At 49.5% G+C, this 22,740-nt stretch carries 28 protein-coding genes; 10 read left to right on the top strand and 18 right to left on the bottom strand.

Features of this window, described 5'->3' with window-relative positions; all coding sequences use genetic code 11:
• Nucleotides 1–39: 39 nt before the first annotated feature.
• Both PN498_RS21760 and rimK read left to right on the top strand, forming a co-directional pair.
• Nucleotides 40–549 carry an ATP-dependent zinc protease family protein gene (locus PN498_RS21760; RefSeq protein WP_272065513.1) on the top strand — a complete coding sequence of 170 codons (510 nt, stop codon included), beginning with the start codon at nucleotides 40–42 and terminating at the stop codon, nucleotides 547–549.
• Entirely contained in the window at nucleotides 546–1,451 is a 906-nt protein-coding gene (gene rimK, locus PN498_RS21755; RefSeq protein ID WP_272065512.1) for a 30S ribosomal protein S6--L-glutamate ligase, read from the top strand. Before PN498_RS21760 ends, rimK begins: the two co-directional genes overlap by 4 nt.
• Nucleotides 1,452–1,802: 351 nt before the next feature.
• Here rimK and PN498_RS21750 read toward each other — a convergent pair whose 3' ends face one another.
• The 5 genes from PN498_RS21750 to PN498_RS21730 all read right to left on the bottom strand — a co-directional run bounded on the left by PN498_RS21750 (nucleotide 1,803) and on the right by PN498_RS21730 (nucleotide 4,949).
• Complete coding sequence (locus PN498_RS21750; RefSeq protein ID WP_272065511.1) at nucleotides 1,803–2,609, bottom strand: hypothetical protein; 807 nt, start codon at nucleotides 2,607–2,609, stop codon at nucleotides 1,803–1,805.
• Between the two features lie 362 nt (nucleotides 2,610–2,971).
• A complete protein-coding gene (locus PN498_RS21745; protein WP_272065510.1) occupies nucleotides 2,972–3,211 on the bottom strand; it encodes a hypothetical protein in 240 nt (79 codons plus the stop codon).
• Nucleotides 3,212–3,245: 34 nt separating this feature from the next.
• Complete coding sequence (locus PN498_RS21740; protein WP_272065509.1) at nucleotides 3,246–3,542, bottom strand: BrnT family toxin; 297 nt, start codon at nucleotides 3,540–3,542, stop codon at nucleotides 3,246–3,248.
• Nucleotides 3,543–3,739: 197 nt separating this feature from the next.
• Entirely contained in the window at nucleotides 3,740–3,913 is a 174-nt protein-coding gene (locus PN498_RS21735) for a MerR family DNA-binding transcriptional regulator (RefSeq protein WP_272065508.1), read from the bottom strand.
• 196 nt (nucleotides 3,914–4,109) lie between these two features.
• Nucleotides 4,110–4,949 (bottom strand): alpha/beta fold hydrolase, encoded by an 840-nt coding sequence (locus PN498_RS21730; protein WP_272065507.1) that lies wholly within the window; start codon nucleotides 4,947–4,949, stop codon nucleotides 4,110–4,112.
• A 498-nt stretch (nucleotides 4,950–5,447) separates the two neighbouring features.
• Here PN498_RS21730 and PN498_RS28515 point away from each other — a divergent pair, with 498 nt between their 5' ends.
• Complete coding sequence (locus PN498_RS28515; RefSeq protein WP_334312279.1) at nucleotides 5,448–5,690, top strand: hypothetical protein; 243 nt, start codon at nucleotides 5,448–5,450, stop codon at nucleotides 5,688–5,690.
• A gap of 85 nt (nucleotides 5,691–5,775) precedes the next feature.
• Here the strand turns inward: PN498_RS28515 and PN498_RS21720 are convergent, their stop codons facing one another.
• From PN498_RS21720 to PN498_RS21670, 11 genes are all read right to left on the bottom strand, one after another.
• On the bottom strand, nucleotides 5,776–6,060 hold the full coding sequence (locus PN498_RS21720) for a hypothetical protein (protein ID WP_272065505.1): 285 nt from the start codon (nucleotides 6,058–6,060) through the stop codon (nucleotides 5,776–5,778).
• The gene (locus PN498_RS21715) at nucleotides 6,057–6,257 is read right to left on the bottom strand and encodes a hypothetical protein (protein ID WP_272065504.1); all 201 of its coding nucleotides are present in this window, start codon (nucleotides 6,255–6,257) and stop codon (nucleotides 6,057–6,059) included. The genes PN498_RS21720 and PN498_RS21715 overlap by 4 nt, the downstream gene beginning before the upstream one ends.
• An 8-nt stretch (nucleotides 6,258–6,265) precedes the next feature.
• Nucleotides 6,266–6,523: a hypothetical protein gene (locus PN498_RS21710; protein ID WP_272065503.1), complete on the bottom strand. Its 258-nt coding sequence runs from the start codon at nucleotides 6,521–6,523 to the stop codon at nucleotides 6,266–6,268.
• Between the two features lie 198 nt (nucleotides 6,524–6,721).
• Nucleotides 6,722–7,729 (bottom strand): UDP-glucose 4-epimerase GalE, encoded by a 1,008-nt coding sequence (galE, locus tag PN498_RS21705; protein WP_272065502.1) that lies wholly within the window; start codon nucleotides 7,727–7,729, stop codon nucleotides 6,722–6,724.
• 284 nt (nucleotides 7,730–8,013) lie between these two features.
• Nucleotides 8,014–9,135 carry a glutamate 5-kinase gene (gene proB / locus PN498_RS21700; RefSeq protein ID WP_272065501.1) on the bottom strand — a complete coding sequence of 374 codons (1,122 nt, stop codon included), beginning with the start codon at nucleotides 9,133–9,135 and terminating at the stop codon, nucleotides 8,014–8,016.
• Nucleotides 9,136–9,533: 398 nt separating this feature from the next.
• Complete coding sequence (locus tag PN498_RS21695) at nucleotides 9,534–10,052, bottom strand: YqeG family HAD IIIA-type phosphatase (protein WP_272065500.1); 519 nt, start codon at nucleotides 10,050–10,052, stop codon at nucleotides 9,534–9,536.
• Nucleotides 10,053–10,110: 58 nt separating this feature from the next.
• Entirely contained in the window at nucleotides 10,111–11,238 is a 1,128-nt protein-coding gene (mltG, locus tag PN498_RS21690; protein WP_272065499.1) for an endolytic transglycosylase MltG, read from the bottom strand.
• A 193-nt stretch (nucleotides 11,239–11,431) separates the two neighbouring features.
• Nucleotides 11,432–12,001: a DUF3727 domain-containing protein gene (locus tag PN498_RS21685; RefSeq protein ID WP_272065498.1), complete on the bottom strand. Its 570-nt coding sequence runs from the start codon at nucleotides 11,999–12,001 to the stop codon at nucleotides 11,432–11,434.
• Entirely contained in the window at nucleotides 11,998–12,480 is a 483-nt protein-coding gene (gene ruvX, locus PN498_RS21680; RefSeq protein ID WP_272065497.1) for a Holliday junction resolvase RuvX, read from the bottom strand. Before ruvX ends, PN498_RS21685 begins: the two co-directional genes overlap by 4 nt.
• Before the next feature lie 41 nt (nucleotides 12,481–12,521).
• On the bottom strand, nucleotides 12,522–13,781 hold the full coding sequence (locus PN498_RS21675) for a GNAT family N-acetyltransferase (RefSeq protein ID WP_272065496.1): 1,260 nt from the start codon (nucleotides 13,779–13,781) through the stop codon (nucleotides 12,522–12,524).
• Nucleotides 13,782–13,989: 208 nt separating this feature from the next.
• On the bottom strand, nucleotides 13,990–15,156 hold the full coding sequence (locus PN498_RS21670) for a F420-0:Gamma-glutamyl ligase (RefSeq protein WP_272065495.1): 1,167 nt from the start codon (nucleotides 15,154–15,156) through the stop codon (nucleotides 13,990–13,992).
• Between the two features lie 662 nt (nucleotides 15,157–15,818).
• On the opposite strand from PN498_RS21670, the gene cruF reads away from it, so the two are divergent.
• Complete coding sequence (gene cruF, locus PN498_RS21665; RefSeq protein ID WP_272065494.1) at nucleotides 15,819–16,745, top strand: gamma-carotene 1'-hydroxylase CruF; 927 nt, start codon at nucleotides 15,819–15,821, stop codon at nucleotides 16,743–16,745.
• 21 nt (nucleotides 16,746–16,766) lie between these two features.
• On the top strand, nucleotides 16,767–17,969 hold the full coding sequence (gene cruG, locus PN498_RS21660) for a 2'-O-glycosyltransferase CruG (protein WP_272065493.1): 1,203 nt from the start codon (nucleotides 16,767–16,769) through the stop codon (nucleotides 17,967–17,969).
• Nucleotides 17,970–17,992: 23 nt separating this feature from the next.
• Here the strand turns inward: cruG and pyrE are convergent, their stop codons facing one another.
• Nucleotides 17,993–18,610: an orotate phosphoribosyltransferase gene (gene pyrE / locus PN498_RS21655; RefSeq protein WP_272065492.1), complete on the bottom strand. Its 618-nt coding sequence runs from the start codon at nucleotides 18,608–18,610 to the stop codon at nucleotides 17,993–17,995.
• A 181-nt stretch (nucleotides 18,611–18,791) separates the two neighbouring features.
• Here pyrE and PN498_RS21650 point away from each other — a divergent pair, with 181 nt between their 5' ends.
• The 4 genes from PN498_RS21650 (at nucleotide 18,792) to PN498_RS21635 (ending at nucleotide 20,767) form a co-directional block, all read left to right on the top strand.
• Nucleotides 18,792–19,199: a hypothetical protein gene (locus tag PN498_RS21650; RefSeq protein WP_272065491.1), complete on the top strand. Its 408-nt coding sequence runs from the start codon at nucleotides 18,792–18,794 to the stop codon at nucleotides 19,197–19,199.
• Between the two features lie 182 nt (nucleotides 19,200–19,381).
• Nucleotides 19,382–19,516, top strand: coding sequence for a hypothetical protein (locus PN498_RS21645; RefSeq protein WP_272065490.1), 135 nt, complete (start codon nucleotides 19,382–19,384; stop codon nucleotides 19,514–19,516).
• An 85-nt stretch (nucleotides 19,517–19,601) separates the two neighbouring features.
• Complete coding sequence (gene folK / locus PN498_RS21640) at nucleotides 19,602–20,105, top strand: 2-amino-4-hydroxy-6-hydroxymethyldihydropteridine diphosphokinase (RefSeq protein ID WP_272065489.1); 504 nt, start codon at nucleotides 19,602–19,604, stop codon at nucleotides 20,103–20,105.
• Nucleotides 20,106–20,215: 110 nt separating this feature from the next.
• A complete protein-coding gene (locus PN498_RS21635) occupies nucleotides 20,216–20,767 on the top strand; it encodes an NUDIX hydrolase (protein WP_272065488.1) in 552 nt (183 codons plus the stop codon).
• A 93-nt stretch (nucleotides 20,768–20,860) separates the two neighbouring features.
• Here PN498_RS21635 and PN498_RS21630 read toward each other — a convergent pair whose 3' ends face one another.
• Nucleotides 20,861–21,571 (bottom strand): response regulator transcription factor, encoded by a 711-nt coding sequence (locus PN498_RS21630; protein WP_272065487.1) that lies wholly within the window; start codon nucleotides 21,569–21,571, stop codon nucleotides 20,861–20,863.
• A 532-nt stretch (nucleotides 21,572–22,103) separates the two neighbouring features.
• Here PN498_RS21630 and PN498_RS21625 point away from each other — a divergent pair.
• The gene (locus tag PN498_RS21625) at nucleotides 22,104–22,724 is read left to right on the top strand and encodes a CPP1-like family protein (protein WP_272065486.1); all 621 of its coding nucleotides are present in this window, start codon (nucleotides 22,104–22,106) and stop codon (nucleotides 22,722–22,724) included.
• Nucleotides 22,725–22,740: the final 16 nt, after the last annotated feature.

Here is a 22,740-nt window from a genome sequence, read left to right as displayed (position 1 = left end):
CTGACTGAGTAAAATTGGAGAGTTGAAATAATTTCGTTAGTGGAAACAACCTCTGATTCTGTAGGTTCTTCAGACAATTTAAGCGTCATCGGATGGCGCGAATGGGTGACCCTACCTCAATTAGGCATTCACCAAATCAAAGCTAAAGTTGATACTGGAGCACGAACCTCTGCCATCCATGCATTTGATGTCGATTATTTTGAAGAAAATGGCTGTTTGATGGTGCATTTCAAAGTGCATCCTCTACAGCGGGATACTAAGCTCTCTATTCCTGTGACTGCATCCGTGCTTGAGAAGAGACAAGTTCGGAATTCTGGCGGACAGGCTCAAGAGCGACCTGTGATTCAAACATCTGTTGCCTTGGGGACGCAGGTGTGGCCTATTGAACTGACGCTGACAAACCGAGATGTCATGGGGTTTCGCATGTTGCTGGGTCGAGAAGCGGTGCGACGACGGTTTTTGGTCAATCCAGGAAGCTCTTACCTGCTTAGTGCTGCTCCTGCTTCAGAATCCGCCGACGAAGAAATTGATGAGTTTAATGTGCTATGAAAATTGTCATTTTGTCTCGTGACAGTACCCTGTATTCCACTCGACGACTCAAAGAAGCGGGAGAAGCACAAGGGCATGAGATGCGAGTGATTGACCATATGCGCTGCTATATGGACATCACTTCCCATAGTCCAAAGGTGCTCTATCAGGGCAAGCCTTTAGAATCAGTCGATGCCATCATTCCCCGCATTGGTGCGTCTAATACGTTCTATGGAACAGCGGTTGTCCGTCAGTTTGAAATTATGGGCGTGTTCACCGCAAACACATCCCAAAGCATTTCGCGATCGCGCGACAAACTCCGCAGTATGCAAATTCTGGCCCGTCGCGGCATTGGTCTGCCCGTCACCGGATTTGCCCACTCAACCCAAGACATCGACGGTCTCATTGATCTGGTGGGGGGTGCTCCTCTCGTCATCAAGCTGCTAGAGGGCACTCAGGGCATTGGTGTTGTCTTGGCAGAAACCTATCAGGCCGCCAAATCTGTGATCGAAGCTTTCCGAGGATTGGATGCCAATATTCTGGTCCAGGAATTTATTAAAGAAGCCCAAGGAGCTGACCTGCGCTGTTTCGTCATCGGCGATAAGGTGATTGCGGCCATGAAGCGTCAAGGGGCACCGGGCGAATTCCGCTCTAATCTTCATCGGGGCGGTTCTGCCGAAAAAATTAGACTAACGCCTGAGGAGCGTAGCACTGCAACCCGGGCTGCCAAAGCGATGGGACTGAGAGTAGCCGGGGTTGATTTGCTGCGTTCTAACCACGGTCCTGTCGTCATGGAGGTCAACTCTTCACCAGGGCTAGAGGGCATTGAAAAATACACCAGTATTGATGTTGCTGGAAAGATTATTGACTACATCGAAAAAAATGCTGGACCTAATAAGGACCGCGATCGCATTCAGTACTGATTGCACGCTGCTTAGACGGTCAAAACTATTGAAACAGAGTCTGCCTGTTTCTTAGTCCATGTCCATTAAACACACTACATGCACCTTGGAATGATCGTTGCGTGACCAGTGGTCACTGGTTCAATTGTTATTAACCAAGTACCGTATTGTCTTCATAGAAAAAACTCGAAAGCAACTTTCCATCCACAATTTCACAAAAGCGCACGAGGACATAATTACTTGCTCAAATCCACACAACGACTCACACTGAATTCCCTTGTGTAAACCCAACTTCCAAAGCAGCAATTACACCAAATAGTGAAATATTGATCTCAATTGTAAGCATCTATATCGTGAAGGAAGCCGTTAAATTTATAGAGGAAGTTGTTCGTTCTCTAAACCCTGAATGCAATACTCCAGAGTTCTTTGAAGCATATCATTGAGCTCTTCGAAAGATTCAAATGGAAAATTTGTGTAGCCACCTAAATCGATAGAACTTACGTTTGGATCTGCCAACCTTATCGCTTCGTCTGGGCCTAGCCAGAAGTATATAGACACAGTATCGACCTCAATCTCTCCCTTAAAACAAGCAAAATCTCCACTGTTAATATTAATGTACAAAAGTCCAGTGACTACATTCTCTGCTTTCTCGAACACAGCGTAGTTAGCACCTTGCTCGTCTGGACTCGCAGCTTCTCCATAAAAGTATCTTCCATCTAACAGACTCTCGATACTCTCATCGCTTAAAGTCGGTGTTGTCTCTTGCGAGGAATCAGTCCCCCATGAGGTTTCCCAATCATCAACCTCATGTCCTTCGCCTACTGTTGTTACAAGCAACTGTTCTCCAGTATTTCTATGGAACTTAAATTTACAACCGCCCAAGCCTGTCGGCACGCAAGATTGTACTTCGCTCCAGCCTTTAGTTTCAGCAAGTCTTCTTTCTCTGTCTTCAGATATGCTCGTAGGATTAGTTGTGTCTGCGATCCACTGACAGTCTATTAATTTACTCCGAAACTCTTCGTAGAACATTCCTTGAGTAACTTCTGGACACTCTAGAGGTGGAGCCGATTGCATCGTTTGGTCTGCTGCCTGTCTTGACTGTGTAGTTTCTTGATCCTCAAAACATGCTGCAAGAGCCATCAAACTTATACACATAGCAAAAGTGACAGTTTTAGACATTGAATTATACGTTAGATTGCTCATCTTTTCGCGCAGAGAATTAATAAATAGATGCTCAGCATACAAAGAAAACTTTTAGCAGTGTTGGGCAAGAATCACTAGTGCAAAAACCCCTTTAGACTCAGCACTATCCAACTAACTTATTACACCAAATCATCCCCTCACACGCTCGCTATGAGATTTTTTACACACTATGGATAGCTCCAAACTGCTGCTTAAAAATAGGATGTGGGTTCTAACCAGGCTTTGCAAGCTAACGGCTAAATTGTGCGGCGGTCGGCAACTTTGACTTTAGTCGATAGCTTTTGCTCCGCCCGCACTGACGTATTGTTAGGAGACTCAGCCAAAACAGCTAAACTTGGCTATTTTTGAGTCACTTCGCCGAGAGCTTCTTGCAGAATTTCATCGCTGACACCATGGCGCTTTAGACTGGCAATTAATGCAGAGACGGTATCTCCTTCTAAGCGTTCTAAGTCAGCCCGAAGACCTTGCCCAATATAGGCACGAGCCAGGGGTTGATACCCCGAAAACCCAAGCAAGGGTGCAATTCTTTTCAAATCTTCGATAACATCTTCGGGCATCCGAATTGTAATCGTTGTCATTGGGCGGTTTCTATCTAACCGCTTTTTCAATGCATCAGTTTTCATAGTATTCACGTTCCTTTCGTGTGGCTTGACGGGCTGAAATGATGCGAATCATGTCGTCTTCGCGCTCAATAAAAACGACGTACAAGAGATTCCAACGCCTATCGAGACCGATAATGGCATCCCGTGCTTCGTCATTGCGATTTGCATCAACAACTACCAGAAGCGGATCAAAGAAAGCTTCAGCAGCTTGCTGAAACGTTACGCCATCATGCTTTTGGGGGTTAATTTGCGCCTTTTTATCGTTCCAGACAAACGTAATACCGTTGAGTACAAAATACACGTCCATATTGTGTATTTTAAGCAAGACGTATTTACAACGTCAATACAACTATGTGAAGTGTGAGTTATGTATTGGGGCAAACAGTGTTGTAGACAGGCACCCCTATCTGGCCGTTATCTGTCTATTGTCTGAAAGTATCAGATAGCATTATGCGTACTTAAATGTAGCTAGGATCGCCTTAGCCCAATTCCTGAGTTACTCAGTTAACGCAGCGATAAAATTTGTTGTAGGCGCATAATATCCCGACTGTCATACAGTCGATGTCCAGCTTCGGTACGATGGGAGGACGACAGCAACCTGATTTCGTCGTCGTCGTGCAACGTTCTAATCGAAAGCCCTGTCTGCTTGGCTAAATCCCCGATCTTCATCAAATCCATCGTCGCCTCGGCTCCTGTCTTCAGAGGATTGTGGATTGCGGTTTGTAATATGCATCCTAGGTCAATTACATCAATAGGATGAGATTGCTTAAACGGAAGAGTGAGGACGAGTGCATCAAGCATCTGTTCGTAATAAGGGATAAGACGCGGAGGTAGCGCGGAGCGATGCCAGAGTTGTGACGACCGACTTGATATGCTATTTCACTTCCTGCTTTAGGATTTCAAGATATTCCTCGCGGCGAGGTCCAGCCCATGGGTAATGACCGGCTCTCGCTAGCTCAAATGTTCTCGCATGTGGAACATGCTTCCGAACCAAGCTAAAAATAGAATCAGGACTCATGATGTCGTATGTTCCATGAATAACTGTCAATGGAGTGTGGATTTTGGATAAAGCACTCTCATACTCACCTTTGAATATATACTCGTCAGATTCACACATCGTTTTATGTGCACCTTTGTAGTCCCAATAGCGTGGTTGGATTTTTGAACCAGAAATGGAATCCATTTGGTAGATTTCCATAATATTATCGATATAGTGGTCTGCCAGTTTCTGCTGCTTCGTCTCGTCCTTTTCCTTATCAATAGCATTCCAAAGATTATCGTAGTATTCTTTACGATCGCCAAATCGAACATTAATCACTTTTTGAAATTCATCGCCTTGGACTTGATTCAATGGGCCGCAACTGGTCAGAATTGCTTTCTGAATTGACTTCGGATAGCGGCCAGCAAAAAGAATGGCCAACATGGCACCCCATGAATGCCCAGCTATTATAGGTTTAGATTCGCCGGAATAATAATCCACAATTCGTTCTAAGTCTTGGAGGTGATGGTGAATTCCAATACCCATGTCTCCTTGTTTCGAACCTCTTTGTTCGTAGTAGACCGCACTGCAGTGTTTGGCGAATCCTTCGCAAAAAGTCTGCATGTATCCGTAAAGGCCAGGCCCGCCATGAAGGAAGATCACCCTGGTCCCGCTACTTGAGAAACCGAACTCGATCATGCCAAGGTCACCAATTGTTCGTCTGCTTGCTTGCATATCTATATAATCAACGTCAGATCTGCCAGATAATCCCCCACATGCCCGCAGTTATATCTCAGATCTGCCGGATAACACCCAATTTCTTGGGCGTTATATGGCCACTTCACGTTCTAACTCCATCCTTTCGGGGTGTTAGATAGCAAATCTGATAGTTAACTCTGGGAATGTAGGGTGTTATCCAGCACTTCTGATCTCCATGACACAATCTCAGAAGCCTCGCTGGCTTGACCCAGTACGTCAGTCCACACGGCTGCGGCATTTCAGCTCAAAAACGGAGAAATCCTACATCTATTAGATTCAAGATTTCATCTTGTTCCACCAAAAGCGCCATCCTAGCGAAATGGGAGTCGATGAAATATGGTTTGGTAGAACTCCCTTATGCCCTTGCCTGCCAGTATCCGAATGCTGAAAGGGAATGGAACTGGCAACTTGTATTCCCCGCATGGAAGCGATCTGTTGATCCTCGCAGTCAGCAGATCCGACGGCATCATGTCTATGAACAATCAATCCAGAGAGTCGTTAGAAAGGCTGTACAAACTGCGAGTATTCACAAACATGGCGGTTGCCATACCTGGCGTCACAGTTTTGCGGCTCATCTATATAGAAGATGGCTATAACATCCGTACAGTGCAAGAGTTACTTGGTCATAAAGATGTCAAGACCCTGATGATTGATACCTATGTTTTGAGTCAGGGTGGTGAAGGGTGCGAAGTCCGCTGGATGGCTGAGGGTAAGTGAAAGATCTCTACTGGGCCGGAGCGATCGCCTCCTTCCAAAAAGAGCCACGATCGCCCCTTCCCCCTTAGCACTCCTCAATCAGTCGTTACTCAAACAAGCGATCGCGCTGCAAGTACCGCAACACATCGCCGGGATCCTGGCGAATCAGCACGCCGTTTTCCGGCACGTCGATCTTCGGACTCCACTCGATGCGCTCGATGCAGTTCCGCAGGTGGAAGAGGTCGATCGCGCTTTGGGTATCGGCTTCGGTGCCGACGAGATAGAGGCGCAGGCGTTTGTGTCGTCGCTGGGGATGAGCAGGGTTACTCGGCAACGACGGCGGTGCCGCCTCGGTGTGATGAGACGGCAGAAAATATTGAATGGTAATCACGAGGATTCCTCCAAAGAATTGGATTGGGTTGGAATCCCCGAAGATTCAGTCGCCCTTAGACGGAGCGCTTCGGTAGGGCGACCTAAAATAGGCAAAGCCCGTACGACAGGCGTGGACTGTCTATGGGTTAGGCGCTGGTTTGTGTTGCCATCACTTGCCAGTGCCGCCGACCAAATTTTCGGGGAAGCAAGCTGCACGGAGGCAGCTATGGTTGGTGATGATAATTCATTTGATCCCCCAGGGCAACCGTATAGGAAAACTGCGGACGTTCATGAGCTGGGAGAGGAGCCATAAGTTCCAGAATACCGTTGCAGTAATTGATCCGGGGAATATGGCGATCCTCCCCCAGCTCGCTGAGCAGTAATTCATATTGCTGCCAAGTCACGTTGGGAATGAGCAAGTGACTCCCTGGTGATAGGTCGATGGTCTCGATAGGGATTTTGACCAGGTTGATGACCGTCATGGAACTGTGTTTCTAGTTGTCGAGATGGCTCCATCCTACATTGAGGATCTCATAGGGCGATGTTTCCTACTTTGTGTAGGACGTTCGTAAGGATGAATAAGGAATGCGATAGATCTGGATAGGGTGGAGCGTTCCATAGTTTGGTGGAACGCTTTGGAGATATGGGTTGAGGACCCCACCCTACATAGATTTTTGGGGTTATGAGGCGCGACCGTGACGGTGTAGGTGCCATTGCCAGGCGTGGGCAATGATGGACTCTAGATCAGCATATTGAGGTTGCCAGCCGAGAATTCGACGGGCTTGTTCGCTGCTACCAATGAGACGGGGTGGATCTCCGGGGCGGCGATCGCGCTCCACAGCCGAAATCGCTTCTCCTGTGACCTGACGAGCTGTCTCGATGACCTCTCGGACAGAAAAGCCGTTGCCGTTGCCTAGATTGATAAAGGCTGTTTCGCCGCCTTTGTTGAGATACTCGACCCCTAAGACATGGGCAGAAGCGAGATCCGCTACGTGAATATAGTCGCGGATACAGGTGCCATCAGGCGTATCGTAGTCGGTCCCAAACATGGCGATGTTCTCTCGACGTCCTAAGGCTGCCTGTAGAACGAGAGGAATCAAGTGGGTTTCAGGCTGATGATCTTCTCCTAATCGACCCTGTGGATCGGCACCTGCCGCATTGAAGTATCGGAAAACAACTGCGTTCAAGCCATAGGATTTTGTAAAGTCCTTCAGCATCTCTTCAACCATCAGCTTGCTAGAGGCGTAAGGACTGATGGGATTTTTGGGATGATCTTCTGGGATGGGGACTGTCTTAGGCGGTCCGTAAATGGCACAGGTTGAGGAGAAGACGAACTGCTTGATGTCAGCAGCCAGCATCGCTTCTAATAGCGTCAGCGTCCCGACAACATTGTTGTAATAGTACTTTGCAGGTTCTTGTACCGATTCTCCTACAGCGATATAAGCTGCGAAGTGCATCACTGCGCCGATATTGTGGGTTTGGAAGATGTGATCGAGTAAAGCGCGATCGGTCGTTTTGCCTTCAATCAGCTTCGCTTTGAGAGATTGCTCGACTAGCTCCTTATGACCATACTCCAAGCTGTCCAGAATAATGACCGGATAACCAGCGGCTTCCAGTGCCAGAACTGCATGAGAGCCAATGTAACCGGCACCGCCAGTCACCAGAATTGTCGGTTTTTCTGCGGACATTGTGGGGTTCTCCTTCTCCAAATCGTTGGAATAGAATGCACGCTATTGTTCTTGAAGCAGAGTGTTGGCTTATCGAGAAACTCGCAGTTCAGCAGGCTATGCCAAGAATACTATTTGGCAAAATTATTCCCAACGTGAGGCAGAGCTATGCAGAATGATCCGTAGATCTGGGTAAGTTCATCATCCCTTCATTGGAGAGGACGCTCGCACACATCAGCTTGTTCAAGCCTAGTCTGCAAATTCCGACTCATTAATGCGAATTTCCAGCATTGTTGACGATACGGTTAGGACGAAGCGGAGATGACCATGTTGTCTCGATGAACAGCCGTGTCTACACCGACGTAGCCTAGAATTTTCGCAATATCCTCTGACTGATGCCCTAAAATTTTAGTCAGCTCAGTGTGGCTATAGTTGACGATTCCCCGCGCAATCTCTTGTCCTTGAGCATCACAGATCTGTACAGCAGATCGCGGCTCGAATTCCCCCTCAACTTCGGTAATGCCAGCGGGTAACAACGATTTTCCACCCGTTTGAATTGCTTTGACGGCACCATCGTCTAAATAGAGCTTGCCAGCTGGAATGAGGCTCTGGGCAATCCAGCGCTTACGGGCATTAGCAACCGTTGACTTGGGTGAGAACTGCGTACCGAGGGATTCGCCATTCAGGATTTTGGATAAGTTTTCTGGATGCTGACCATCAGTAATTACCGTGCGGACACCGGCGTTTGCGGCAATCCGGGCTGCTTCAATTTTGGTCAACATGCCTCCAGTTCCCCATTGACTACCGCGATCGCCAATACTCACCTGCAAGTCTTCTAGCTGCTCGATGCGCTCGACAATATGAATGGGTTGGGCTTCAGGATGATAGCGGGGGTCCGCAGAATAAAGCCGATCAACGTCTGTGAGTAGAAAGAGCCAGTCAGCTCCAACCAAGCTAGCAACTTGTGCGGACAGCGTATCGTTGTCTCCAAACTTGAGTTCTTCAATTGCTACGGTGTCGTTTTCGTTGACGATGGGGATGACGCCCAACTGTAGTAGCTGACAAAACGTTCGATAGCTATTGACGTAACGCGATCGCTGCACTAGGTCACTACGGGTTAGCAAGACCTGAGCGATAGGCTGTCCCAACGTCGTAAAAAAGTCGTCGTAAACCCGCATCAGTCGTCCCTGTCCGACGGCGGCAACGGCTTGCTTCATAGATATGGTTTTGGGTCGCTCTGACAAATTCAGACGAGCACAGCCGACCCCAACCGCTCCTGAGGAAACCAGAATGATTTGATGGCCTGATGCTTGAAGTGCGCAGAGTGTTTCCACCAGACTAGCAATGACGGCGATCGCCAGATGCCCATTGGGTTTTGTTAAACTCGACGTTCCAATCTTGACCACAACGGTCTGTGGGTGTGCCACGCTCTCACCTATGCCCATTCCAGCAGTCATCATAGACAGCTAGTAGCGTTTTGTGAAGTGATATGGCCGTCGCCAGTTCCGTTAGGACCAGCGGCGAGCCATTTGGCTATGGGCTAGATACTTAAATGCTATTGGGTGTACACAAGGCAAGAGGGCTAGAGGCAGATCACCGGCTAGAAGAAAGGAATTGAAACGGCAAAAACTAAGGGCATTGCCCTCAACGGAAACAATGCCCTAACAGGCGTTCTTATAAACTAGGGTCTTTATTAAGCTTGACCCCATGTAATTACTCTTATGGTCGCCGACTTTGGAACTTAACTAAAAGTTTCATAATCTTTTCTTTAGTTTTCATCTTCCTTGCGTTTTGTGAAAACTAGTTTTCTCTTGTAACAAGATAATCACTGTGCGGAATGGAGAGAAACGCCCAAAACCTGAGATATCCAAACCTCGACTGACCTCAAAAGATACTTTCCAGGTTTGCCCATGGGATAAACCATCGGTTCTACGAGGATCGTAAACATGCCTAAGCGATTGCCGGCCAAAACGTCAGTAAAGAGGCGATCGCCGACCATAGCCACTTGCTCGACCGGCAGCTTCATTGCCTCCGCTGCCTGGCGTAGTTTGCGCCGAGAGGGTTTGCCCGCCGCGATGATGTAAGGCGCTTTCAGACTCTCGGCAATGCGACGAATACGAGACTCGTTCATGTTGTTGCTGACCAGCCAAATCGGGACCTGTTCTCTTAAGGTATTGAACCACGCTATGACTTCCGACGTTGTCTCAATTTCCCGGAAGGGCACTAGCGTCTCGTCAACGTCAAGTATCAGGCCTCGTAGCCGGTAGCGATGAATAATTTCTGGTGTGATCCCCAAAACAGGTTCACCTAGAACCAAATCGGGCTGTAGTTTATGGTTGCACATATGAACTCAGGACCCCTCCCCTTTTTGAAACATGCAGATTGTTTTCCAGGAATTTCAACTATTCCGCCGTCGTATTATCCGTTCCTTGGGCATCAATGGCGTCTCTAATACGCGCTTGTGCGGCTTCGTGTTCTGCTAAGGTTCGGCTAAACACGTGGGTGCCATCGTAGCGGGCTACAAAGTAGAGATAAATCGTGTCGGGTGGATTCAAGCTGGCCTCTAGGCTGGCAAGTCCGGGAGCGGCAATGGGTGTCGGCGGCAATCCAGGGTTAAGGTAAGTGTTGTAAGGGGAAGGCGTGTTGACCTGGTTCAAGGTCAAAGGCTGCTCTGGTGTTTGAGTTATTCCTAGACCATATTCCACAGTCGGGTCAGCGCCTAGCGCAATGCCCTCTTCGAGGCGACGATTGAAAACTGCTGCAATTTCTGAGCGTTCCTCTGGAATAACGGCTTCCCGTTCCACAATGCTGGACAGTGTTACCCATTCCAGTAGGGAAAAATCGGAGCCGTTCTGCTGGTATACAGGGAGTGCCACTGTTTCGAAGCGGCTCAACATGAGGTCTCGAATTCCTTCAGGAGTGACCGTTTCGGCAGGTAAGGAATAGGTGTCAGGGTAGAGAAAGCCTTCTAAATGAGGCAGATTTTGAGGCAGCCAGGGATAGCGATCGCGAGGGATCTGCTGCGTAACCTCCAGAAAGGCAGCAGCTGAGAAAAAGCCTCGATCTTCAAACGCGATCGCCATTTGTTCACGGGTCCATCCTTCAGGAATCGTGAAAGAGCTTTCCAAAACGTCTCCAAGACGAATCTGCTGAGCAATATCCTGCATCGACTGAGCGGGTGAAAGCGCGTAGGTACCGGCCTGATAGCCCACGTCTTGACGCAGGTTTTGCCAGCGACTCCACACATTCCAAGCAACATGAGATCGAATCAGGCCAGCAGCTTCCAAATCACGTCCAATCTGCTGGCCTGGTGTCCCTTGAGGAATTTGAATTTGTACGGTTTCCGATGCAGGTGTGGGGTTGGAAACCTCAGCTGCATCACCCTCTGGGCTGTCACTTATTGGTTTTATCTCTGCTTTGACTGGGGATGTGGCCCAACTCCACCAGGTCCATCCTTGCCAGCCTGCCACACCTAAAGCGATCGGCAGCAACAAGAAGAAAAACAGAATTTTGGGTAGACGAGAAGCCATCAGTCCTAGGAGTTAAATAGAGCAACGATTCAACCGTGGCTATTTTATAGCGGAAAACAGAATCAATCCCTCATCCCTATGGATTGGGTAAGCTTGTCCGTCTCCAGCTAATTGGCTACGGCTATAAATCGCTATCAGACACCTGATCTGCTCGCAACAGTTGATCGAAACTAAGCTCAATCTAGACGGTAGCTTACTCCAAAACATCGAAGATAGTGGACTCGATTTCTGAACGCAATCGTTCAAACTCTTCAGGAGGAATCATCCGAGCGTCACCTGCGTCCGAAATCTGAGCAAAGAGCAAGAGCGGATCGACTGGCGTACAGACCGTATATTCGATGTCCTTATGAAAAAACGTCGCAAGGGTCTGAAACTCTTCAGTGTCTGGTTCACCTTGAGAATCCACTTCACCAATTTCTAGAGTGAAACATTCTTCGTCATCAGGTTCTGGAATAGTACCAACCACCGTCAGCGTAACAGCACTACGTTGCAAAGTGAGATCATGTTCGGCTAAAACAGCTCGCGCAGTCGGAAATAGCTGATCAATATCGCGTTCATCCACATCGACTAAAGAGTCACCGTTGTTGTCCTCATCCTCTTCCCAAGAAAAAATCTCGACAGGCGTATCAAAGGGAAGCAATAGGGCATATTGTTTTCCTTCGATCTCAAATGTTTGCTCAACTTGACACACTAAAGTCCTTCCCGAATCGTCCTTGAGGGAAATAGGGGGACCATCCTGGACGTATTCAGAATCCGAAGTCATTCCGGGTCTCCTGTAACAGGCTCAAATGAGGGTACGAGTGGGTCTGAAAAACGATCAGAGCGCTGGTCTAGCCATTGCTGCAAAATAATAGCCGCTGCCTTTTGATCAATCAAACCTTTGTTTCGAGAGGGAGACGTTCCTTCGGCAATCAGCATTTGCTCAGCTTGAAAGGAAGTCAACCGCTCATCTACATACTCTACGGGTAATTGGAGCACGGATGAAAGACGTTCGGCAAAAGATTTTACTCGCTTGGCCTGCTGCCCTACCTCGCCACTCATGGTGTAAGGCATTCCCACCACGAGCACAGTCACTTGGCGCTCTTCTATCAAGCGGGTCAGGGCAACAATTACAGCGCGGAAAGAGGTTCGTTTCAGAGTGGTCAATTCGGTGACAAGCAGACCCAGGCGATCGCACCCAGCAACTCCAATGCGCTTATGACCGATGTCTAGACCAAGTGCAGAGACATACTCCTGGGGCACGTTTGAAACCTCGTCCTATTAGCTGTCGCTCTGCCAATACTCTATCCTGATTGGCCTGACAGATTATCCGGTTTTTGTCGATGAGGCGGCTCAAAAGTGTCAGATTTCTCAGTGCGCTTAAAGGACTTGGGTGAAGGCGATCGCTTCAAAAGCGTCTCGTCCCAATCGTTTTGCCATGACAAGCGGCCAGGAATCGGCTTGCCAGCAGGTTGTAATCCTGCTAGGACTTCAGGTAGCTGTAGTCCTTCCAGTGCCGCCGGCTTAGCCTCCCGCACCTTGTGCCAAACCGAGCGCGACAACATTAGTGTTCGTTCCACCGGTGTCGCTTGAATCTGCATCAAGAATTCCTCGCGCTCAGGCTGATAATCCCGCGAGGTGACTCGCAGCGGCATCGCAGGATAGCCTTGCAGAATCCCCGCCATGTGACTGAGTAACTCCGGATAGAGCCAGGTATAAGCGGGGTGAACGGTAAGTTCGGCGGAGTGATAGCGATGCTTGCCGCGACACGCCGTCAAATCAAAGCGCCCAATCGCCGCTTTACGCTGAGGTTCAAACACGTAGCTCTGGATCCGCTTTTCTCGCTGCATCCAGTGCCGGGCCGTTCGAGTCATGCCTTTAACAGGCTCGACTTTGAAGTCCTGTACTTGCTGATCGAACACCTGTCTGACCAACGGCGGCATGGCCGCTGTGTCGAGCTGATAGAGCAGTTGCGCATCAGCATTATTCACCGCCATTAGATTAGGCAAATCAGCTCCCTGCTTTGCCTGCTCCATCAAAGCATCGGGAGAAATTTCCCAATAGGTGACCTGGGCTAAGGGTTGAAACCCATTCTGACGGTAAAGTGCCAGAGCTGATTTTTGTTCAATATCGACTTCTGCTAGCCACATGCGGGCTTCCCAGACCTTGTCGAAACAGTGGCGTAGTAGCTGAGAACCAACGCTGTCCAATGGTCCTTTAGTGTCCGCTGGCAAAGAAGCAGGATTGACAACGATGCGATCGACCTGCCAGGTGCTACGAGTCCGGTTGAAGGGAGAAACTTCAATCACACCACAGAGATTGTCATTGAGGGTGGCGACAAACCCAGACCATTTGGGGCGACTGGGTAATGCCACCGCAGTCATGCGCTGCCACATCACGGCTAGAGGATGGTGAACTAGACGCCGATTGCTGTGATTGGGAAATTCAGAGGTTAAATCTGGAATAGCAACCCCTGCATCTCGCCAGCTTCCTAAAACATCAACATCCCTCGGATAAAGAGGACGTAAATGCAAATCCGAATTTTGCAGATCTGGGTGTGTCATGCTGAATTAACCACAAGCATCAGCGAGAGCTGGGAAAAAGTCTCGTGCTGTCATCATAACGCGGCAGTCTGTTCTAGCTAGAAGGAAGGGTTAGATCTTCTGTTAAGTGAAGATAGGTCTTCTTGCCTCGTACCGTCTCAACGTCAGCGCGTCAATTGCTTTTTTCGTACAAAAAAGTTTTGGTGAGACAACTGAGCGATCGCGCTCCTCAAGCCAGCGGACGCACCAAGACCAAAGGGGTTTGCTCATCGGCATTGCCCGCAGGATTATCGATCAAAGCCTGTGCAACGAGTTGGGCATTCACGCTAGCGCTAGCGGCCACAATTTTGACAGCCTTCAAATCGTTGACATCGACGATCGCAGCCCCGAGTCCGGTTGCTTTCTCAATTTCATCGACCACAAGCTGGGGTGCTTCTGGCCCCAAAACAATGAACTGATCGTAGGGGGGCAATGTCCCCGTCACATCATCGATCAAGCGGGCTTGTTCTCCAGCAAGCTGATAGAACCCACCGCCCCGACGCAGAACAGCTTTCATAAAAGCGCCCCCGACAAAGGCAAAAAATACTCGCCAGGCACCGACGACATCTACTAGGGTTTGCAGACCACAGGCCGTTGCCAAGCTAGAGGTGGGCAAGAAGTAATAGCACAGGCGCCGCGCTAGCCAACCCGGTTGGACCGTTGCAGGATGTCGCCAGCGTCCCTGCATGATCGCTAGGGGGGTTTCACCCAGGGTCACAATATCGCCGGGCTTGGCATGGGGTGCCACATAGCGTTTGATGACTTCAACAGACGTATCTAAATGAGTTAACAGGTGGGTCGGAATGGGCAAAACCTCGGCCTGAGGCGTTGTTCGCCAGGCCGGAATCGCATCGGATTTAGGGAATTTTAGCGGAACAATGACGTGCCCTGTTTTAGGAATTCGCCCTCCCGGACCATAGGTCATGTAGTGAATGCGTACCCAAAGGGCTTTGAGCGATCGCAAGCCTGGTCCGGTAATATCCACCTGTACTTTGAACTGAGTCCGCTTTCGCAGCTTGACGATATAAGCGAACCAGTAGCCATCAGAACGGGCCTCAGCATCAGGATGGTTGGGCACGATGGAGACGTTGACCTGAATTCCGTCTAGGCTGTCTCCGGACAACAGCGTCGTTTCCGCAGTCAGTTCTGGCACCATGATTTCAAGGGCCTGTGTACGGTTGATGAGTTCCGGCGTGCCCAAGATTTGGTAGTGGTCAGAATCATACTGTTCTAGATTCCACTGACCCGCTGCAAAAGCTAGCCGATTGCCAGGACGCTGACGATACTGCCATTCCAGCCAGCCCCAGATGAGTAGACCTAACAGAGCGATCGCCCCTAGCAACCAAACGAGAATCATGAATTTACGCCATCCCTATTGCCGTTACCCGCAGGGACATCCGCTTTAAAGGGCAATCCCTGCCTAAAGGGTCAGTCTATAAAACTTTGCACCCTTTCTTGAGAGCTAATTTAGAGCAACTATGCTGAGAACGCTCGAAATTATTCCCAGGCGAGCATTTGGAGGAAGTTCCTTTAGAAGTGCACATTCAAAGTAATCAACTCATGAATCGGTTTCAGGGCAAACGACTTTTTGCGAGCAGAGAGTCGTAGAGCACTTTGAGACTTTGCAGCCCACTCATTTGACTTCGTGTACGGAACAGCAGAGGATAGGCAGAACTGTCAACTCAGGACTTAGGCCATTGAGTCTGGATTTGTGTCCTTGACTTCCCAAGTCTTGGGGCCTCAAAGTTTTGTAGGTCCTCGATTTTGGGAAATTAAAGCAGGCCGATTCGTGAACTTTGGGACTGATGGAGCAGCGACAAAGTGGCTACGCAGCGCCTGCATGGATACACTGAGTCGTGAATGCGTTCTTCGTTGATGGACTTGGTGTCACCCCAAAAGCGATTTTCAGGAAACTTTACAAAATCTGAGAAGTGGGGCACGATTTCAATAAGAAATGTTGCAACTCTCCTGCGGCGGCAAATTAGCGGCAGCTTGAAATGCGGTTTGAGGTTTATCTAAATGACTCGGTTGATGCGTATAGAAAAGTGGTGTCTTTGGGGCCACGTTCTCTCAATGGCATTTGGTTTGGCAGGGCTTTTGTGGGTAATGCCCCACCCTGAAATTTTGCAGTATCTGCCCGCAGGTCCCGTGCTATATCGCTGGAGTATGGCGGGCGGCGGTGTTATTTACATTTTGCTTGGAGCGACAGCAGTCTCACTCTATGCGTATCGAGAATTGGGACTTAAGGCATTATTGACATTTCTTGTTCCAGCGATCGCCATCTCTTTGTCGAGCGAGTTGTCGGGCACTAGCACAGGCTTTCCCTTTGGCGACTATACCTATTTGAATGGCCTTGGCTACAAAATTGCTGGATTGGTTCCCTTCACAATTCCACTGTCGTGGTTCTATCTCGGCATTTCGTCCTACCTCTTGGCTCGGGGAGGGTTGATGAACCGGGTGTCGTCTGTATGGCGACAGGGGGCTGCGATCGCGGTAGGCGCGCTACTCCTCATGTCCTGGGATTTCGTTCTCGATCCGGCGATGAGTCAGACGGCGATGCCGTTTTGGTATTGGCATCAGCCGGGTGCCTTTTTCGGCATGCCCTATGAGAATTTCGCCGGATGGTTTTTCACAGGCATGATTTTCATGGCTGTTGCAGCTACTTTCTGGCGCCGCAATGAGCAAGTACAGGGCCTCACTCGCAGACGATTGACGCTGCCGTTAGTCATGTATCTCGCTAACTTTGCTTTCGCCATGTTCATGAGTATGGGAGGCGGCATTTTCACGCCCATCCTGTTAGGTCTTATCGTTGGCGCAATTCCCGCGATCGTGTGCTGGTTGCTGGCTCCGGATAAGACTGATGCATCTTTGGAGACGGCTACTGCCAGCCAGGCAAAGGTGCCTATCGTTGAAATGGCTGCAACCCCTGCTGCTGCTTCCAAATAGCATTGAATAGGGCCGATTTGAATGATCACGACTGATACATCCTCGGTGCTCAGCAGTGCTGTTTCTTTGATTTTGCTGGCGCTTCAGCTGCCTGCGGTGATGGTGTTGATGTCTCGTTTGTTAAAGGGGCCAACACGTCGTCCGCCTTTGCAACCCCAGCGAGCCCAGCCTGACCAGTTAGGGACTGTGAGCGTTGTAGTGCCGACCCTCAATGAAGTTGCCCGACTTTCTCCGTGTCTAGACGGTCTCTCCAAGCAGACCTATGAGGTCAGAGAAATCTTGGTGGTTGACAGTCGTTCCCAGGATGGTACGCGCGAACTGGTGCAAAAGGCCCAGGAAACGGATACCCGACTGCGATTGCTCACGGACGATCCATTGCCTGACAACTGGGTCGGTAGACCTTGGGCCCTGCATTATGGTTACACCCATAGCTCAGACAAAAGCCGCTGGATTCTAGGCATTGACGCCGATACCCAACCTCAACCCGGTCTGGTTCCGGCTCTCATTGCCGCTGCTGAGGCCGAAGGCTATGACCTGGTTTCGCTGTCTCCACGCTTTATTCTGAAAAGTCTTGGGGAGATCTGGCTACAGCCTGCTTTGTTGATGACGCTGGTGTATCGGTTTGGGCCGACCGGGGCTTCTGAGAGTGGCGCAGAGCGGGTTATGGCAAACGGCCAGTGTTTTCTCTGTCGGCGGGAACTGCTCGATCAACTGGGGGGATACACCGTTGCCCGGATGTCCTTTTGCGACGATGTCACTTTGGCCCGGCAGGCAGCTCAAATAGGTGCCAAAGTCGGCTTTTGGGATGGCTCAGCAGTGTTGAAAGTGCGAATGTATGAAGGGCTTCAGGAAACATGGAGAGAATGGGGGCGATCGCTTGACCTGAAGGACGCTTCGTCTTCTAGCCAGGTCTGTGGCGACCTCTGGTTCTTGACTTGTGTGCAGGCGCTACCCTGGCTCGGTTTGCCGTTTCTGCTGATGGGGCTAACCGTTGAAAACCCAACTCTGCCAGTGCAGCTCAGTCTCGGCCTCAATGCTAGTTTGATTGCCGCTCGTATTGCCTTGCAGTTTGCGATTCTGCCGTCTTATGACCTCAGTCAAGCCCAAAGTCGCTGGGCGTTCTGGCTCTCACCCTTGGCCGATCCGCTGGCAGTCCTGCGTATCTGGCTGTCTTCTGTGCAGACCCCAACCTCTTGGCGTGGTCGGCAATACGATATGACCTGAAGCGTTACACCGTTCTTAGATGGTCATGTTGATGTCTGTTGTTCTGCATATCGCGCTTGGATATCGGCGATCGTCAGTAGCGCTTCGAAGGTCAATCCTTTCTCCGCATAAAACTCGCTGCCACCCTGCTGTCGGTCTACAAGCGCCAGCACCGTATCTACGGCGTATCCGGCACCGCGTAATCGTTCGACGGCTTTCCAAGCAGATTGCCCCGTTGTCACCACATCCTCTAGCACGATTACAGATGCACCAGGTGGCAGTACAGGTCCCTCAATGTAAGCCTGGGTACCATGTCCCTTCGCCTCTTTGCGAACAATAAGCGGAGTGATGCGGCGATTGCAATAGGCCCCCACGATGCTGACTGCTGTCACTATTGGATCAGCCCCCAGCGTGAGTCCTGCTACCGCTGTTATTGTTGTCGGAAGTTTGTCCAGCAGCAATCGTCCGACCATGATGCCGCCTGCGGCATGGAGGGTAACTTGTTTGCCGTTGATGTAATAGCTGCTCTTTTGCCCCGAAGACAATGTGAAATCGCCTTCTTTGTAAGCTACCTCGCAGAACAGATCGAGCAGACGATCGCGAAGATTTGACAACTGCAACGTAGTCAGAGACAAGATGGAGGATTTTGTGGTGAAGTCCATAGGGAAAAAATGAAGAAAAGATGTACCGCTTTTGCAGGTATGCGCTATAAATGACGTGCGGCCAAGATAATATTCATTATCAGCCGTACGACGTGGAACTTAGTGTACGCCTTCGTCAAGGCAGGGCGGCATTAAAAACCATTCTGCGTTGCTTGTGGATTCAGTGGAGTGAGGAAGTGAGATGTCTAAATTTTTAGTATGCTCTGTCAGCGCATTGGCGGCGATCGCTGCAACCGTCGCGATCGCGTCTACGGCTCAGGCCGACGAACCTCCTATTGCTAGATCAGCCTACGTTCCCGATGCAGTAAACGATATTTTCTTTTCGAATACGGGCTCTTATGCCATCAATCGGACTGTTGGCGGCCAGCTAGGAACGATGTTTGGGGTTCTTGGTTTCCCTGAGCAAGCCGTTGTAGATGACGCTTATGCTGTGTTTGATGTCTACAACTATTTGATGGAGCAGCAAACTCGGTCAGACGATACGATTCGTGTCCCTGACTTAATCAATCCCTACGACACATCCATCCTCTTCTTGCCGGAGACGTCTCCAATAGGCGCCATTTCTGGTAGCGAATTCATCTTTGAGTAGATGCCTCGACGAGATTTCAAAAAGAAGTTATCGTTTGCAGGGCACTTCATAGCTTCCTGGCGGTTGCTCTGAATCCATTTGGTACCTCACTTCCTCAAATCTGCTCAGCACACTTCAAAGCTTTTACTAAAACAGGCTTCGTCTAGGTTGGATGAAAGCCTGTTTTTAGCTGGGAGTTTACTATGACTTCAGCTATTGAGCGCTTTGTCTTGGGTACACCTCACCTTTGTAGCCCTCACCCTAAATCCTTGCCAGATGACTCGCCGTCTTGTCTTAATGGAATTGGCGACGGCTATAGACAGCATTCTGAGACGTAATGTTAGGAAAACATCATCCTTTGTCTTCTCCCCAATGCCGTGAGCGTTAGGATAATTGCCTGACCAGTTTTTGCTGTGGTGTCGAATGCCAACTGTTTCTAGCGCGATCGCGTTGGGTAGCAACCTAGGAGAGTCTCTGATCATATTGAAGGGAGCTGTTACGGCCCTAGGGCGACACCCCAATATCTCAACAGTCTTGTGTTCTAGTGTCTACACGACTGCTCCTATTGGTCCTCCTCAGCCCGACTATTACAATGCTTGTGCCCTCTTAGAAACCGATCTAGCCCCTGAGGAATTGCTGCGTACCCTCTTGCGCATAGAGGCCCAATTCGGACGGGTACGGCGCCAGCGATGGGGACCTCGGCTGCTGGATTTGGATTTATTGCTGTTTGGGGATGTTGTGATGACTACCCCAACCCTGCAAATTCCCCATCCCAGAATGCATGAGCGGGCATTCGTTCTAGTGCCGTTGGCAGAGGTGGCTGGTGACTGGCGGGATCCCATTTCAGGTAAGGCGATCGCTCAGATTGCTGCGGCTATTTCCCATCAGGGCGTTAAAAAATTGCCCGGAGTCACTCTCTTGGCTTGAGATGACTAGAGAAGAATCTTCAGTATGGTACGGTAGCATCCATACGGGCCGTCGGAGAAGATTCTGCAGGACACTCTGTAGGCTGATGCTACTGATATTGCTGAACCCCTATGCCCCTTGGTAATGAACCCCCTCAGTTGCTGAAGCAGCGCTTGCTGTTCAGAGGACGTAAATTCAATTTTGAAATTAATAGTCTGCGCCTTCCCAACAAGTCCGAAGGCGATTGGGAATGTATTCGTCATCCAGGGGGTGCCCTGGCTATTCCTGTGACGGCTGAGGGAAAATTGGTGTTGACCCGTCAGTATCGGTTTGCCGTCCAAGGACGCTTGCTAGAGTTTCCAGCGGGCACAGTGGAACCGAATGAAACGCCAGCACAAACCATTCAGCGAGAAATTGAAGAGGAAGTTGGATATCGGGCTAATACTTGGCAATCTCTGGGTAACTTTCCTCTAGCTCCCGGATATTCTGACGAGTTTATCTATGCCTTTTTGGCAACTAATTTAGAAGCGGTAGACAATCCACCAGAGGGAGACGTCGATGAGGATATTGACGTCGTTCACATGACCTGTGAGGAGTTTGAACGCGCCATCTTCAAAGGTGAAGGCGTCGATGCCAAATCCATTGCCAGTTATTTCATTGCCAAACCCTATTTCTCTTCTTGAGGTACTCCTCGAAACGAGTTGGCCGAGCGCTTGGCGGAGATCCGCGACAGATTATTACGCCCCAATCTGGACGGACTCGCCAAGCGCAATGAATTAATTCGATGTGACAACGGTAGCGGGTGGCTCAAATTTATATCCCACGCCGCGTACGGTCTGAATCATTGCGGGTTGGCTGGTATCGATTTCAATCTTTTTACGAATTTGTCCGATATGTACGTCAACAACTCGCTGATCGCCAACGTATTCGTAATCCCAGACCTTTTGAATTAGCTCAGCTCGGCGCCATACCCGACCTGGGTGACTGGCTAAGAAATGCAGCAGGTCAAACTCTAGTGCTGTCAGTGGAACAATCTCCTCAGCCAGAGTCACCTCGCGGCGCACCGGGTCAATTTCTAAGCTATTGAAGCTAAGGCGCTGCTGTTCTGCTGTTGTGACAGGACGTTGGCGTTTCAGAATTGCTCCAACTCTGACCTCCAGTTCGCCTAAGCTGAATGGTTTGGTGAGATAGTCGTCAGCTCCCTCAGTAAATCCTCGAATTTTGTCGGCTTCGTCGCTGCGACTTGTGAGCATCAGTACGAAAACACCCGTACGTGTCTGCATTTCTTTACACAGGTCATAACCGTTCGCATCTGGCAGATTAACGTCCAATACAACCAGATCAGGATTGAGTTGCTCAAAAACGGCTAATGCGCTTTTTCCATCTTGAGCGGACTCAACTTGATAGTCCTGTTTAGACAGGAAGCGAAATACGAGGTTACGAACAGCGGGGTCATCGTCAACAACGAGGATCTTGGCGGTAGCCATAGCGCAAACGTCTTACCAGAAGGACACAGATGGTTTTGTTAACATTAGACCGATCGCACTAGGGGGATAGTCACATCGGCAATGTTTCTTCAGAACTCTTTTCCAGGAGAGCTCAAGGAATCAGCAAAAACTGTACCGAGCTTTTCCTAGACTGAATCAATACTTTCTGTGAAGTATTGGTAAAGCTGGAAAATTTCGAGACTAATCCTGTTGACTCTTTATGAAGAGTACCCAGTCTGTCCACAAAGTTCTTCATTAAGTCAAACAAGTTTCCTAATCGTGCGCTTAGTATAGTTAAATTATTGGCAACGTAATCACTAGGACCTCACCGTCATTAACCCGTCTCAGAGCGGCAAAATGGCAGCTCAGTTCTTAGCTGATTTCATGGGTAGGCGCAGTAATGTGCGTCCTCGAAGCGTTCTGTACCGAATTGATGACACGCCCTAGAAACGGTCATCTAAGTCAGTAGGACTAGTTGCTGGCTAAAGTGTAAATGGGATAGTAGACTCGCCAGGCTACCGAAGGGATGTCGATGACTGACCAAAACTACTACGATACGCTAGGTCTTGATGAGACCTCTTCTTTTGAAGAAATTCAGGAGGCTAAGGATCGCCTCATGAATGAGTGTGGAGACGATCGCAAGAAAATGGATGCGATTGAGGCTGCCTATGATGCCATCTTGATGGAGCGGTTGCGGCTTCGTCAGGAAGGCAAAATCAAGGTTCCTGACCGGATTCGATTTGCTGAAGAGGTGCCCGAGAAACCAGCACCCAAGTCGAGCGGTGAAGACATTTCTAGACCTGCTTGGATGTCAGGTTTGTTAGATACACCGTCCCGCAACGATGTTTTGCTGCCAGCGGGTGTTTTCGGCATTCTTGCTATTGTCAGTTTGGCGGCTCCCTCCCTAGCGCTTGCAGTCGGCGTAGGGGCGGCTATTTATTTCCTCAACCGTAAAGAATATCGCTTCTGGCGTGCCATTCTTCTCACAATCTTGGGATTGAGCGCAGGGTTGACGCTAGGCATCTTGCTAGGCCAAATTCTAGGCCCTCAAGGAGCCGCTATGTCGGGTGCTAGTTCTGATGCTGTTGTTCAGAGCGTGGCTGCCATTGTCACCATGATTGTCCTATGGGCAATCAGCAGTTTCTTACGCTAGGGCACATCAGCTCATC

The organism is Oscillatoria sp. CS-180, from assembly GCF_028330965.1.
GTDB lineage: Bacteria > Cyanobacteriota > Cyanobacteriia > Phormidesmidales > Phormidesmidaceae > Halomicronema.
This window is presented reverse-complemented; position numbering and strand designations above follow the sequence as displayed.